The 12,586-nt window shown below is 37.9% G+C and carries 17 protein-coding genes; 15 read left to right on the top strand and 2 right to left on the bottom strand.

The annotated features are described in order from the left end of the window. The first annotated feature begins 16 nt into the window (after positions 1-16). The 13 genes from rpsM (at position 17) to LOK41_RS20655 (ending at position 9,453) form a co-directional block, all read left to right on the top strand. Positions 17-382: a 30S ribosomal protein S13 gene (rpsM, locus tag LOK41_RS20715; RefSeq protein WP_000090789.1), complete on the top strand. Its 366-nt coding sequence runs from the start codon at positions 17-19 to the stop codon at positions 380-382. A gap of 24 nt (positions 383-406) precedes the next feature. Next, a complete protein-coding gene (gene rpsK, locus LOK41_RS20710) occupies positions 407-796 on the top strand; it encodes a 30S ribosomal protein S11 (protein WP_000101801.1) in 390 nt (129 codons plus the stop codon). A gap of 180 nt (positions 797-976) precedes the next feature. Then, complete coding sequence (locus LOK41_RS20705) at positions 977-1,921, top strand: DNA-directed RNA polymerase subunit alpha (protein WP_000569645.1); 945 nt, start codon at positions 977-979, stop codon at positions 1,919-1,921. Between the two features lie 35 nt (positions 1,922-1,956). Then, on the top strand, positions 1,957-2,319 hold the full coding sequence (gene rplQ / locus LOK41_RS20700; protein ID WP_000331491.1) for a 50S ribosomal protein L17: 363 nt from the start codon (positions 1,957-1,959) through the stop codon (positions 2,317-2,319). 111 nt (positions 2,320-2,430) lie between these two features. Then, on the top strand, positions 2,431-3,273 hold the full coding sequence (locus tag LOK41_RS20695; protein WP_241818104.1) for an energy-coupling factor ABC transporter ATP-binding protein: 843 nt from the start codon (positions 2,431-2,433) through the stop codon (positions 3,271-3,273). Then, the gene (locus tag LOK41_RS20690) at positions 3,249-4,130 is read left to right on the top strand and encodes an energy-coupling factor ABC transporter ATP-binding protein (protein ID WP_174102832.1); all 882 of its coding nucleotides are present in this window, start codon (positions 3,249-3,251) and stop codon (positions 4,128-4,130) included. The genes LOK41_RS20695 and LOK41_RS20690 overlap by 25 nt, the downstream gene beginning before the upstream one ends. Further along, positions 4,118-4,912: an energy-coupling factor transporter transmembrane component T family protein gene (locus LOK41_RS20685; protein ID WP_241818103.1), complete on the top strand. Its 795-nt coding sequence runs from the start codon at positions 4,118-4,120 to the stop codon at positions 4,910-4,912. The genes LOK41_RS20690 and LOK41_RS20685 overlap by 13 nt, the downstream gene beginning before the upstream one ends. Positions 4,913-4,926: 14 nt before the next feature. Next, positions 4,927-5,670 carry a tRNA pseudouridine(38-40) synthase TruA gene (gene truA / locus LOK41_RS20680; protein WP_347269347.1) on the top strand — a complete coding sequence of 248 codons (744 nt, stop codon included), beginning with the start codon at positions 4,927-4,929 and terminating at the stop codon, positions 5,668-5,670. A 152-nt stretch (positions 5,671-5,822) separates the two neighbouring features. Further along, on the top strand, positions 5,823-6,260 hold the full coding sequence (gene rplM / locus LOK41_RS20675; protein ID WP_001260793.1) for a 50S ribosomal protein L13: 438 nt from the start codon (positions 5,823-5,825) through the stop codon (positions 6,258-6,260). A 21-nt stretch (positions 6,261-6,281) separates the two neighbouring features. Next, positions 6,282-6,674, top strand: coding sequence for a 30S ribosomal protein S9 (rpsI, locus tag LOK41_RS20670; protein ID WP_000079986.1), 393 nt, complete (start codon positions 6,282-6,284; stop codon positions 6,672-6,674). Positions 6,675-7,021: 347 nt separating this feature from the next. Further along, positions 7,022-7,450, top strand: a complete 429-nt coding sequence (locus tag LOK41_RS20665; protein ID WP_241818101.1) for a DUF2521 family protein — start codon at positions 7,022-7,024, stop codon at positions 7,448-7,450. 66 nt (positions 7,451-7,516) lie between these two features. Then, positions 7,517-8,230 carry an N-acetylmuramoyl-L-alanine amidase CwlD gene (gene cwlD / locus LOK41_RS20660; protein ID WP_174102836.1) on the top strand — a complete coding sequence of 238 codons (714 nt, stop codon included), beginning with the start codon at positions 7,517-7,519 and terminating at the stop codon, positions 8,228-8,230. 149 nt (positions 8,231-8,379) lie between these two features. Next, positions 8,380-9,453: an Mrp/NBP35 family ATP-binding protein gene (locus LOK41_RS20655; RefSeq protein ID WP_241818100.1), complete on the top strand. Its 1,074-nt coding sequence runs from the start codon at positions 8,380-8,382 to the stop codon at positions 9,451-9,453. Positions 9,454-9,526: 73 nt separating this feature from the next. On the opposite strand, the gene gerD is transcribed toward LOK41_RS20655, so the two are convergent. Continuing rightward, positions 9,527-10,123, bottom strand: a complete 597-nt coding sequence (gene gerD, locus LOK41_RS20650) for a spore germination lipoprotein GerD (RefSeq protein WP_241818099.1) — start codon at positions 10,121-10,123, stop codon at positions 9,527-9,529. A gap of 138 nt (positions 10,124-10,261) precedes the next feature. On the opposite strand from gerD, the gene LOK41_RS20645 reads away from it, so the two are divergent. Then, positions 10,262-10,882, top strand: coding sequence for a KinB-signaling pathway activation protein (locus LOK41_RS20645; RefSeq protein ID WP_241818098.1), 621 nt, complete (start codon positions 10,262-10,264; stop codon positions 10,880-10,882). A gap of 169 nt (positions 10,883-11,051) precedes the next feature. On the opposite strand, the gene pdaB is transcribed toward LOK41_RS20645, so the two are convergent. Then, positions 11,052-11,816 carry a polysaccharide deacetylase family sporulation protein PdaB gene (gene pdaB, locus LOK41_RS20640; protein WP_241818097.1) on the bottom strand — a complete coding sequence of 255 codons (765 nt, stop codon included), beginning with the start codon at positions 11,814-11,816 and terminating at the stop codon, positions 11,052-11,054. A 402-nt stretch (positions 11,817-12,218) separates the two neighbouring features. Between pdaB and LOK41_RS20635 the strand changes: the two genes are divergently transcribed. After that, positions 12,219-12,437: a hypothetical protein gene (locus LOK41_RS20635; RefSeq protein WP_241818096.1), complete on the top strand. Its 219-nt coding sequence runs from the start codon at positions 12,219-12,221 to the stop codon at positions 12,435-12,437. Positions 12,438-12,586: the final 149 nt, after the last annotated feature.

The raw sequence follows: 12,586 nt of genomic DNA, 5'->3' as shown, positions 1-12,586 counted from the left end.
AGGAGGTGCATTCGGAATGGCACGTATCGCAGGTGTAGATATTCCTCGTGACAAGCGCGTTGTTATTTCTTTAACTTACGTATTCGGCATTGGTCGCACAACTGCTGAAAAAATTCTTGCTGAAGCTGGTGTTTCTGAAGAAACACGAGTTCGTGATTTAACGGAAGACGAATTAGGACGTATCCGTGATATCATCGATCGTATTAAAGTTGAGGGAGACCTTCGTCGTGAAGTATCTCTTAACATTAAACGTCTAATGGAGATCGGTTCTTACCGTGGTCTTCGTCACCGTCGTGGCTTACCAGTTCGTGGTCAAAACTCTAAAAACAATGCTCGTACACGTAAAGGTCCACGTCGTACAGTAGCAAATAAAAAGAAATAATAAGTAAAGGAGGTTGAACTAACAATGGCACGTAAAACAAACACTCGTAAAAAACGTGTGAAAAAGAATATTGAAGCTGGTGTAGCTCATATTCGTTCTACTTTCAACAACACAATCGTAACACTTACAGATACTCACGGTAACGCGCTTTCTTGGTCTAGTGCTGGTGCACTTGGTTTCCGTGGATCTCGTAAATCTACTCCATTCGCTGCGCAAATGGCTGCTGAAACTGCTGCTAAAGTTGCAATGGAACACGGTTTAAAAACTTTAGAGGTTACTGTAAAAGGTCCTGGTGCTGGTCGTGAAGCTGCAATTCGTGCTCTTCAAGCTGCAGGTCTAGAAGTAACAGCAATCAGAGATGTTACTCCAGTTCCTCATAATGGATGTCGTCCGCCAAAACGTCGTCGTGTTTAATTTTTCTGTATAGAATTTTCCCTTTTGTCTATAATGGATATGATGCATTATCGAGAAATTTCGTACAGAAACATCGCTTGTTGTGCACAATCGGGAACTGCCTAAGGGGGACTTTCGGTTAGACAGAGGTTTTTCCTTTGTTTAGCCGGGGTTTCGACGTTTTGAAGGAGGGTTTAGTTAATGATTGAAATCGAAAAACCGAAAATCGAAACGGTTGAACTTAACGAAGATGCTAAGTATGGCAAATTCGTGATTGAACCGCTTGAGCGTGGATATGGTACTACTTTGGGTAACTCCCTACGTCGTATTCTTTTATCCTCACTCCCTGGTGCCGCTGTAACTGCTATCCAAATCGATGGCGTATTACACGAATTTTCAACAGTTGAGGGCGTAGTAGAAGACGTAACAACGATCATCTTAAACTTGAAAAAGTTAGCTCTTAAAATCTACTCTGAAGAAGAGAAGACGTTGGAAATCGATGTACAGGGCGAAGGTATTGTCACAGCTGCTGATATTACTCACGATAGTGATGTTGAAATCTTAAATCCGGATTTATACATTGCGACGTTAGCAAAAGATGCGCATTTCCGCGTGCGTTTAACTGCAAAGCGTGGCCGTGGGTATACGCCAGCTGATGCAAATAAAAGCGAAGATCAACCAATAGGAGTTATTCCTATTGATTCTATTTATACTCCAGTATCACGTGTGACTTACCAAGTGGAAAAGACACGTGTCGGACAAGTGGCAAATTATGATAAGCTTACGCTTGATGTATGGACGGATGGAAGCATCGGGCCAAAAGAAGCTATCTCTTTAGGTGCCAAAATCTTAACTGAGCATTTAAACATCTTCGTTGGTTTAACTGACGAAGCACAAAATGCTGAGATTATGGTCGAGAAGGAAGAAGATCAAAAAGAAAAAGTTCTAGAAATGACTATTGAAGAACTTGATCTTTCTGTTCGTTCTTATAATTGCTTAAAACGTGCAGGAATTAATACTGTACAAGAGCTTGCGAACAAAACAGAAGAAGATATGATGAAAGTTCGTAACTTAGGACGTAAATCTTTAGAAGAAGTTAAGCATAAGCTTGAGGAATTAGGTTTAGGCTTACGTAAAGACGACTGAGGATTTAATCTCATCAACAAAGGAGGGAACTACGAATGGCATACAGAAAATTAGGCCGTACAAGTGCGCAACGTAAAGCTATGTTACGTGACTTAGCTACTGATTTAATTATCAACGAGCGCATCCAAACGACAGAAACTCGTGCAAAAGAACTTCGTTCTGTAGTGGAAAAAATGATCACTTTAGGTAAACGCGGAGATCTTCATGCTCGCCGTCAAGCTGCATCTTTCATCCGCAATGAAGTTGCTAATGCTGAGACTGGTCAAGATGCACTTCAAAAATTATTCGCTGATGTAGCTCCACGCTATGCTGAGCGTCAAGGCGGATACACTCGTATTGCAAAAATTGGTCCACGTCGCGGAGACGCAGCACCAATGGTAATTATCGAGTTAGTATAATGATAATTAAAAGGGCAGGACAGTTCTTTTCAAGTAACTGGTCATGGCCCTTTTTTTTTAAATATAGAAAATGGGCTAACTTGGTAAAGTAACGAGAGAGGGTGCCTTGCATTGAAAAAAGAGAGACTTCGCACACAAAATATATCATTTCAATATCCCGGGGCAACTTCTTATGCATTAAAAGATGTTTCATTCTCTTTGTATGAGGGAGAATGGGTTTCTGTAATTGGGCAAAACGGTTCAGGAAAGTCTACGCTTGCAAAGTTATTAAGTGGTTTATTTCTACCGGAATCAGGAACAATCGTTGTAAATGATACAATGGTGTTATCTGAGGAAACGGTATGGGATATTCGAAAACAAATTGGTATGGTATTTCAAAATCCGGATAATCAATTTGTTGGGACAACAGTGCAAGATGACGTTGTATTTGGTCTTGAGAATATCGGGATGCCTCGGGAACAGATGGTAGAACGGCTGAATCAAGCGCTTAAGATGGTCCGAATGGAAGAGTTTCTTAATGAGGAACCTCATTCATTATCTGGTGGACAAAAGCAACGTGTTGCGATTGCAGGTGTGTTAGCTTTGCAACCGTCTATTTTAATATTGGATGAAGCAACATCGATGTTAGATCCACAGGGACGAAGTGAAGTAATTGAAACAGTTCGGAAGCTTGTGGATACAAAAGGCATTACTGTGTTATCGATTACGCACGACTTGGAAGAAGCTGCGCAATCAGACCGCGTTATTATTTTGAATCAAGGAGAAATATTAGAGGCGGGTACACCTGAGCAAATTTTTAAGTCCTCTCATATGTTGATGGAAATCGGATTAGATGTACCATTTTCAGTGAAAATAGCAGAATTATTAAAAAGAAATGAAATCCCACTTCAAAATACGCATCTTACAATGGAAAGCTTGGTGAACGAACTTTGGAGATTACATTCCAAACAGTAGAGCATCGTTATCAATATAAAACTCCATTTGAAAGACGCGCGCTTTATGATGTAAACGTGTCGTTTCCAAGTGGGGGATATTATGCCATTATCGGCCATACTGGTTCGGGCAAATCAACGATGATTCAACATTTAAATGGTTTATTGCAGCCGACAAATGGTACGGTTCAAATCGGGGAACATTTGATTTCCTCCCAAAAGAAAGAAAAGAAATTAAAGCCACTGCGAAAAAAAGTAGGGGTTGTCTTTCAGTTTCCAGAGCATCAGTTATTTGAAGAAACCGTTGAGAAAGATATTTGCTTTGGACCCTCAAATTTCGGGGTATCGGAAGAAGAGGCAAGACAAAAGGCAAGGGATGCAATAGAGCTTGTGGGATTGGATCCAGAGCTATTAGCGCGTTCTCCATTTGAGTTAAGTGGCGGACAGATGAGACGTGTTGCAATAGCAGGCGTACTTGCAATGGAACCTGAGGTTCTCGTATTAGATGAACCGACAGCAGGGCTTGATCCTAAGGGACAGCAAGAGCTTATGGAGATGTTTTATAAGCTTCATAAGGAACAGGGATTGACAGTAATCTTAGTTACCCATAATATGGAGGATGCCGCCAAGTATGCAGATCAAATTGTGGTTATGCATAAAGGAACGGTCTTTTTGCAAGGAACAGCAGAGGAAGTATTTTTACATGCAGATGAATTAGAACAAATCGGTGTCGATCTTCCAATGTCTTTAAAGTATAAACGTGCAATTGAAGAGAAGTTTGGTATTTCCATTCCAAAGGCTACCTTATCTTTAGAGGATCTTACTCATGAAGTTGTACAGGTGTTACGAAAAGGTGGTCATAAATCATGCAGCAGTTGATTATTGGGAGATATATTCCAGGTAGGTCGCTCATTCATCAACTTGATCCACGTACGAAGCTGTTGATTGTCTTTTTATATGTATTTGTGGTCTTTTTAGCAAATAATGCGATTTCATATGGATTTTTATTTTTATATGCACTCATTGCTTTATTTTTTGCAAAAGTGCCGATTCGTTATGTACTTTCGGGCTTAAAACCAATCTTATGGATTTTTCTTTTTACATTTTTTCTGCATATTTTTACAAATAAAGAAGGGGATATACTATTTCAGCTTGGTTGGTTTTCAATACATGAAAAAGGATTAGAGCAAGGGATATATATTTCTATACGCTTCTTTGTCATTATTTTAATGACGACATTATTAACGTTAACAACAACACCAATTGAAATTACTGATGGTATGGAGACGTTATTAAAGCCTTTAAAGCGTATAAAGGTTCCTGTACATGAAATCGCATTAATGATGTCTATTTCCCTTCGTTTTATCCCTACATTAATGGATGAGACGAGCAAAATTATGAAAGCACAAGCATCCCGTGGTATTGATTTTGCTGGCGGGCCGATAAAAGATCGATTAAAGGCGGTTATTTCTTTGCTTGTACCGCTTTTTATTAGTGCTTTTAAGCGTGCTGAGGATTTAGCAATTGCAATGGAAGCACGTGGGTATCAAAGCGGTGAAGGACGTACTAAATTCAGGCAACTACGCTGGAAAACAAGTGATACGTTAACAATAGTGAGTTTACTTTGTCTAGCGTGTGTTTTAGCATGGGTGCGATCGTAATGGAGAATAGAGAAATGGAAAGAATAAAATGTACAGTTGCATATGATGGCATCAATTTTTGTGGTTATCAAATTCAACCGCAGCATCGTACTGTGCAACAAGAAATAGAGAAAGCACTGCAAAAATTGCATAAAGGAGAGAATGTTCGTGTCCAAGCATCGGGACGGACAGATTCTACTGTTCATGCAAGAGGACAAGTGATTCATTTTGATACATTATTGTCCCTTGAAGAATGGCAATGGATGAATGCTTTAAATACAATGTTGCCAGATGATATTGTAGTCCTGCAAGTAGAGAAAAAAACAGAAGATTTTCACGCACGATATGGTGTGGAAAGAAAAGAGTATCGTTACCGAGTATTATTATCTAAAACAGCTGATGTATTCCGTAGAAATTATGTATATCAGTATCCATATCCACTAGAGATAGAATCTATTCGGAAGGCAATTCCTTATTTTATTGGGACGCATGATTTTACTTCATTTTGTTCGGCAAAAACTGACAAAAAAGATAAAGTGCGAACAATTTATGAAATAGATTTAATTGAACAAGATGATGAATTAATTTTTCGTTTTGTAGGCAATGGATTTTTATATAATATGGTGCGAATTATTGTCGGTACGTTACTTAGCGTAGGACAAGGAAAGCTTGATCCTAACAGCATTCCAGAGATTTTAAAAAAACAAGATCGTCGTTTTGCTGGGAAGATGGTGCCAGGTCATGGGCTTTATTTATGGCAGGTAAACTATAACAACTAATCCTGGTGTAACATTTGCTTGACATTAGAAACTCAAAAGGATATCATAACATATGGTATTGTTTCTAAAACCACGATTAGCCCCGGAAGGAAATCGTGTTTAAGATAAACAATAGATTTTTTCTATGGAAAAGATAACGAGGAGGGAAACACATGCGTACGACTTTTATGGCAAAAGCTAACGAAGTTGAGCGTAAATGGTATGTGGTTGACGCTGAAGGTCAAACTTTAGGTCGCCTTGCTAGTGAAGTAGCATCCATTTTACGTGGTAAAAACAAACCAACATTTACACCACACGTTGACACGGGTGATCATGTAATTATTATTAACGCTGAGAAAATTCATTTAACAGGTAATAAATTAAACGATAAAATTTACTACCGTCACACTAACCACCCAGGTGGTCTTAAACAAAGAACAGCTCTAGAAATGCGTACAAACTACCCTGTACAAATGTTAGAGCTTGCAATTAAAGGCATGCTTCCAAAAGGACGTTTAGGACGTCAAGTGTCTAAAAAATTAAATGTGTATGCTGGAGCAGAGCATCCACACCAAGCACAAAAACCAGAAGTTTACGAACTTCGCGGATAATTAATTAAAGGAGGGCTTACTTTGGCACAGGTTCAATACTATGGTACTGGACGTCGTAAGAGTTCAGTAGCGCGCGTACGCCTAGTTCCAGGCGAAGGACGCGTTATCATTAACGGTCGTGATTTTGAAAACTATATCCCATTTGCTGCATTACGTGAAGTAGTGAAACAACCTCTAGTTGCAACAGAAACTTTAGGTAACTACGATGTACTTGTAAACGTAAATGGTGGTGGATACACTGGTCAAGCTGGTGCTATTCGTCACGGTATCTCTCGCGCTTTATTAAAAGCTGACCCAGAATACCGTCTAACATTAAAACGTGCAGGTCTATTAACTCGTGACGCACGTATGAAAGAGCGTAAAAAATACGGTCTTAAAGGCGCACGTCGTGCACCTCAGTTCTCAAAACGTTAATTTTTGCGAACTTCAAACCCCAGCCATGTGGCTGGGGTTTTTTATTATGTTTAATGGAACTATATAAAGTAAAACTTTTATCATTCGTCGGGAGTTTGCGGAATAAATTATTGCTATGAAGAATAAAAGGTAACCTGTACTCGTATGATCTATTTGTTTTAACTTGGCATGGGGCAAAAAAAGGAACTGACCGCTTCTATGCATAGCTGGATGCTCTCTTCTACCTAAAAAGGAAGGTCTTATATCAGTTTTTTATTATATCTTGGAATATTTTAGTGCTGCCTTCTTACGTATGCTTCATCTTTAGAAGTTTAGACTAATACGTATTAGGGAGGTTTAGAAGTACTATGAATGTCATTATTACCTTACAAGAAAAACAAAAAGAAAAGCAGTTGAAATATGAGCGGAAGATGCTTCGCGAATTATCATTAAAAACGTTAAGGTCCAATATTCGTGATGCTTTCGATATGAAGGAATTGCACAGGCAGTATGAGGACTATTGTATTGAACTGGGAATTGAATCGTACTTATTAGGAGCAAGATATAGCAAATTTGGCTATTACGGTGAATCTTTTTTTGATGTGAAATATAGAGCGTTAGAAGAGGAACAGCAATTAACGGAGATGTTGTTTCAATTTTTAACAAGCACGACTATGCGGGAGATAGAAGCAAACGATGAGGAATTGCTTTATGAATCCTGTGCGCAATTTATTAGTTCATGGTGGCGTGAGGGATATGAAAAGGGTGAAAGAAGATATCGTTTAAAGCTGCATTAAGAAAAGCATAAACTTTCCTCTTGTCCCATATAAGTAATTAGAGGGACTAGCTGGAGGAGGAAAGGTATGAAGAGAATTCGAATTATCTCTTTTATGCTTGCTGCAGTTGTACTGTTTTTCTTGGTAAAACAAGAATTTCAAATTACAAAGTCGTGGCGAGCTTGGAACTTACCCTTATCTGGGAAAGTAATTGTATTAGACGCTGGGCATGGCGGACCAGATGGAGGAGCGGTTGGTGGTCAGGACATAGTGGAAAAAAATATTACGCTTGAAATTACAAAAATGGTACAAGACTATTTGCAGGAGCAAGGAGCTTTAGTTATTTTGACGAGAGAGGGAGATTATGATTTAGCTGACAAAAGCACGAAATCATATAGTAGACGTAAAGCAGAAGATTTAAAAAAACGTGTAGAAATTATTAATAAGCCCGATGTAGACTTTTTTGCGAGCATTCATTTAAATGCCCTGACGAGTAGTGGATCTAAAGGGGCACAAACATTTTACTATCGCTCTTTAATTGAAAATGAACGAGCAGCGAAGTTTATACAGGCGGAATTACGAACGAGTTTAGAAAATACAAACCGCTCGGCTAAAACGATTTCTCATGTTTATTTACTTAAGTATGCAAAAACACCTGGAGCTTTAATTGAAGCTGGTTTTTTATCCAATGTAAATGAACGATATATGTTGAATTCAGAGAAATACCAGCAAAAGGTGGCAGCTGCGATATACCGTGGAATACTACGCTATTTTACGGAAAAAGGGAATCCTCCTGAATAAGGGGGGTTTTTTTGAATTCCTCTCGTTAACGAAGTTTTCGGAAAATATGTTATACTGGAAATGAAAACGCATTTATTTTTGGAATGTAAATATACAAACCCAATTCATTTAACATTACTTTACTTTTCATACAGGGGGCTGGGCTAATTATGGTAACGAAAGAGCAAGTAGTGAAAGCACTTGAAGGGATTACTGATCCATTTCTACATAAAACATTGAAAGAAACAAATGCAATTAAAGAGATAACTGTAAAGCCTGAGAAAGAGCATGTCAGTGTTAAAATTGCAATTGTAAAAACAGGGACTGCTGAACAAATGCAATTGCAGTCAGCTATTGTGAAGCTTGTGAAAGAACTTGGAGCGGCAACGGTTGGTTTGCGTTTTGCTGAATTTACAGAGGGCGAGCTAGCTCAATTTACGCCACCTCAGGAAGAACAAGGACAAGGAAGCGAATCGTTACTATCACCACATTCTAAAACAACCTTTTTAGCAGTTGCAAGTGGAAAAGGTGGGGTTGGTAAATCAACGGTTTCTGTAAACCTCGCAATTTCATTAGCTCGTTTAGGAAAGAAAGTTGGTATTATTGACGCTGATATATATGGCTTTAGTGTGCCGGATATGATGGGAATCGAAAAACGTCCAATTGTAAGGGGCGATAGAATTATTCCTGTAGAGCGTTTAGGGGTAAAAGTAATTTCGATGGGCTTCTTTGTAGAAGACAATGCTCCTGTTATTTGGAGAGGACCAATGCTTGGTAAAATGTTAAATCACTTTTTCACAGAGGTGGAATGGGGCGATTTAGACTATTTAGTATTAGACTTACCACCAGGTACAGGGGATGTGGCCCTAGATGTGCATTCAATGCTGCCATCTTGTAAGGAAATTATTGTAACAACGCCTCATCCAACAGCGGCATTTGTAGCAGCTCGTGCAGGTGCTATGGCACTTCGTACTGAACATAGTATTCTTGGGGTTGTTGAAAATATGGCTTACTTCGAAAGTAAAGTAACCGGTGAGAAAGAGTATGTGTTTGGCAAAGGCGGAGGAGATAAATTAGCTGCAGAATTACAAACAGATGTATTAGGGCGAATTCCGCTTCAGCAACCAGATTGGAATAAAGAGGATTTTGCACCATCAGTATACGAGGATACACATAAAACAGGTGTCATCTACCGGACGATAGCTGAGCAAGTTATTGATAGAACATCAGTTAAACAAAAATAAACTTCTACGAGTAGAAAATTTCCCCGCCTTATATATGTAGAGGTGGGGAAATTCGTATGTGTAGAGGTTGGTTTTATTTTTGTTCTTGTTTTTCGTCTTGTGATCCGCCTTCTCCGCCACCTTTTTCAGCTTTTTCAATACCTTTACTAATGATATCAATCATCTTAGTTTGGAAGAGTGGGCTTTCGGCAGTCTCTGTTAATACTTGTTGCAAATATTGACGATACTCTTTGCTTTTCATTGTTTGTAGCATCATTTTTTCCACTTCGGGATTTTTCATAATTTCTATAACGCCTGCTTGGTATTCAGGATCTTTTAATAGGGTCTTCATTAAGGCTGTTTGTTCTTTTTCGATACCTTTAGCAAATTTCGTTGAAAACTCAGGGTCCTTAAATAGTTTTTCCCAAAGCTGCTGCCCCTTTTCAGATACCATTGCATCTTCAATCGTTTTTTTGACTACGGCTTCATCTAATATAAGTGCTTGTTTCACTTTCTCATCTGTTAATACATCTTGGATTGCTTTTTTCCCTTGATCCGTTTTTAAAATATCAACAATCATTTTTTTTGTTTGATCGTAATCTAATTCAGATTTCGCTTCTTTTCCTTGCGCACATGCGGTAAGGATAATGAAAAGAAGTGAAGAAACTAAAATGAGCAGCATCCGTTTCATTAGTTGGAGCTCCTTTCAACACAGTTCTCTTTTTTAATATAAATATCTTAGAGGAATTTATACATGTTCATGGCTAGCTTTTTGAAATTGTCATTGATACAATTTAAGTAGAAATATATCAATAATGGGGGATGGGTTGTGAATAGCCGAAAATGGGTACGACTATTTTTAACGACGTTGCTGCTTGGGGGAATGAGTACAATCCTTATTGGTTTTATTCTAGGATGGGACAAGTACGCTAAATTTTTTCAAAATTTTGACGGAAAAGAGATTTTAATGATTTCTTTTTGGTTACTTGGAGTTGGATTTATTTTTAGTGTAATTAGTCAAATGGGCTTTTTTGCGTATTTAACAGTTCATCGTTTTGGACTAGGAATGTTTCGGTCATCTTCTCTTTGGAACGCAGTTCAGCTCTTTTTCATTGCATTTGTACTGTTTGATTTTGTTTATTTAAGATCGGTACTCGTTGCAAATGGAGAAGTTTCGTTTGGAAATAATATTCTTGTGGCTGGAATATTATTTTTATTTGGAGTAATTGTAGCCTATATAAAGAGTAAAGAGACGAATAAGAAAGCATTTATACCTGCTTTGTTCTTTATGGTCGTCGTAACAATTCTTGAATGGGTACCAGCGCTCCGAATTAATGATACCGATTGGTTATATTTAATGGTTATCCCGCTTCTTTTATGTAATGCATATCAGTTACTTATATTACATCGTTTAATAGGGAAACAAAGGAGGAGTAAGTCAGCTAGTTAAGGATATGAGAGTGAAAAAGGGTACAACGCCTTTTGTATGAGGTGTTGTACCCTTTTTAGTATGGATTGATGTTTACCCGCTATTGGTTTGAGGTAATATCTCACCCCAAGGTTCAGAGAGAAATGCGGAAGATAGGTGGGGAATGAAGAATTCCCCATTGATTAAAGTTTCACTTTATATCATTACTTTTTGCATTAGTGTTAGAAATAAGTTGTGATACCGATACTTGCTCATAGCCATCACTTTTTAATTTCTGCAGGAGCAGCGGTAAAGATTTATTTGTTTGAAGTGCCGAATCGGAAGCGTGTAATAAAACAATGTCTCCCCCTCGTAAATTGTTAGCAACGGTTGATACAATTTTATTTACACCAGGATTTTTCCAGTCGTTTGAATTATTACTCCAGTGTACAACAGTATATCCAAGAGATTCTGCTACTTTAAGGACAGTTTTATTAAATTCCCCGCTAGGAGGGCGCAATAGCTTGACTTGTTTTATGCCAAGCTTTGTAAATACATCTTGCGAACGTAAAAGATCCCTGCGCATTTCGTTCGCTTCCAAAGAAGTATAGGAGGTATAGTTATATCCCATACTGCCAATTTCGTGGCCATCCTGTATAATCCGTTCCACAATGTCAGGGTGTCTCTCTGCCCATGCTGCAGAGAGGAAGAAAGTCGCATTTTTAATTTCTCTTTCTTTTAAAGTGTCCAGAATTGGAAGCGCCTTTTTATCTCCCCAACTAATATCGAATGTTAACGCAACTTGTTTTTTTGCGGTATCGCCTTTGTAAATGACTTTTGGACCAGTTGCAGTTGAAAAAGCAGATTGATGAGAATATGTCTTTAAAAAGAGAAGCCATGCTGTAAATAAGGATAGTACAATAATTAAACTAATGTGCTTAAATTTACGTTTACTTGTTATAAAAAAGAAAAACATAATACTCCGCCCCTTTGTCCAATCCTTTTCAGTTACTTATATGCTCAAAAAGTTGAAAAGAGAACTGAACGATTAATATCGTAGGAAATGGATATAATGGACGATATAGTGTGGTTTTTAATTTTAGTGGTGATGCATTCGTCCTTAGAGTTGATGAATATATCACGTTACTTCGTATACATACACTCAATTCGGATTTTTAAATATATAAGTCGCTGCCATGAAAATAAAAAGAAATCCCATTTGTTTTTTCTCTTTGTTTTTACTCAGCGTGAGGCAGAAAAAGGATCTGACCGCTTCTGTTTATAATCGGATGCCCTCTCCTGTCTAAAAGGAAATGGCTTATGTCGGTTTATCAATTTGCAGTTATATAGAAATATGAGTAATTGTTGAGGTGATAGTTTGCTTGGGATTATGATTACAAAAGAAGAACAGAAAGAAATAGAATATGTATTGAAGAGAGAGTTAGATGAACTTTTATTTGATTTTGCAGATGAGCGAATACATGATGTTGTAAAAAAGACAATGGAAGAACGATATAAAATTATTTTTTGTTTGTTTCGAAGAGTAGCAAATGCAGAAGAATGCACCCGTTATGTAAGAAAAAGAATTTTTTATTAAAAGGTGTTGACTATGGGATTAAATCTATGGTAAATTAATAACCGTCGCTGATGCGAAAGAGCAGAAAGCGAAAAAAAGAAATTAAAAAACTTAGTTGACATTGAAAAATGAAGATGTTAACATAAGGAAGTCGCAAATGAGCGGCAAAC

The sequence above is a fragment of the Bacillus sp. TL12 genome (assembly GCF_022625245.1).
GTDB lineage: Bacteria > Bacillota > Bacilli > Bacillales > Bacillaceae_G > Bacillus_A.
Note: the sequence above shows the minus strand (reverse complement) of the source record. Positions and strands in the feature narration are given on the sequence as shown.

Bases quoted from the DNA above. Each gene is read 5' to 3' on its own strand.
- rpsM (WP_000090789.1), top strand. From the start codon at position 17: ATGGCACGTATCGCAGGTGTAGATATTCCTCGTGACAAGCGCGTTGTT.
- rpsK (WP_000101801.1), top strand. From the start codon at position 407: ATGGCACGTAAAACAAACACTCGTAAAAAACGTGTGAAAAAGAATATT.
- LOK41_RS20705 (WP_000569645.1), top strand. From the start codon at position 977: ATGATTGAAATCGAAAAACCGAAAATCGAAACGGTTGAACTTAACGAA.
- rplQ (WP_000331491.1), top strand. From the start codon at position 1,957: ATGGCATACAGAAAATTAGGCCGTACAAGTGCGCAACGTAAAGCTATG.
- LOK41_RS20685 (WP_241818103.1), top strand. From the start codon at position 4,118: ATGCAGCAGTTGATTATTGGGAGATATATTCCAGGTAGGTCGCTCATT.
- truA (WP_347269347.1), top strand. From the start codon at position 4,927: ATGGAAAGAATAAAATGTACAGTTGCATATGATGGCATCAATTTTTGT.
- rplM (WP_001260793.1), top strand. From the start codon at position 5,823: ATGCGTACGACTTTTATGGCAAAAGCTAACGAAGTTGAGCGTAAATGG.
- LOK41_RS20665 (WP_241818101.1), top strand. From the start codon at position 7,022: ATGAATGTCATTATTACCTTACAAGAAAAACAAAAAGAAAAGCAGTTG.
- cwlD (WP_174102836.1), top strand. From the start codon at position 7,517: ATGAAGAGAATTCGAATTATCTCTTTTATGCTTGCTGCAGTTGTACTG.
- LOK41_RS20655 (WP_241818100.1), top strand. From the start codon at position 8,380: ATGGTAACGAAAGAGCAAGTAGTGAAAGCACTTGAAGGGATTACTGAT.
- gerD (WP_241818099.1), bottom strand. From the start codon at position 10,123: ATGAAACGGATGCTGCTCATTTTAGTTTCTTCACTTCTTTTCATTATC.
- pdaB (WP_241818097.1), bottom strand. From the start codon at position 11,816: ATGTTTTTCTTTTTTATAACAAGTAAACGTAAATTTAAGCACATTAGT.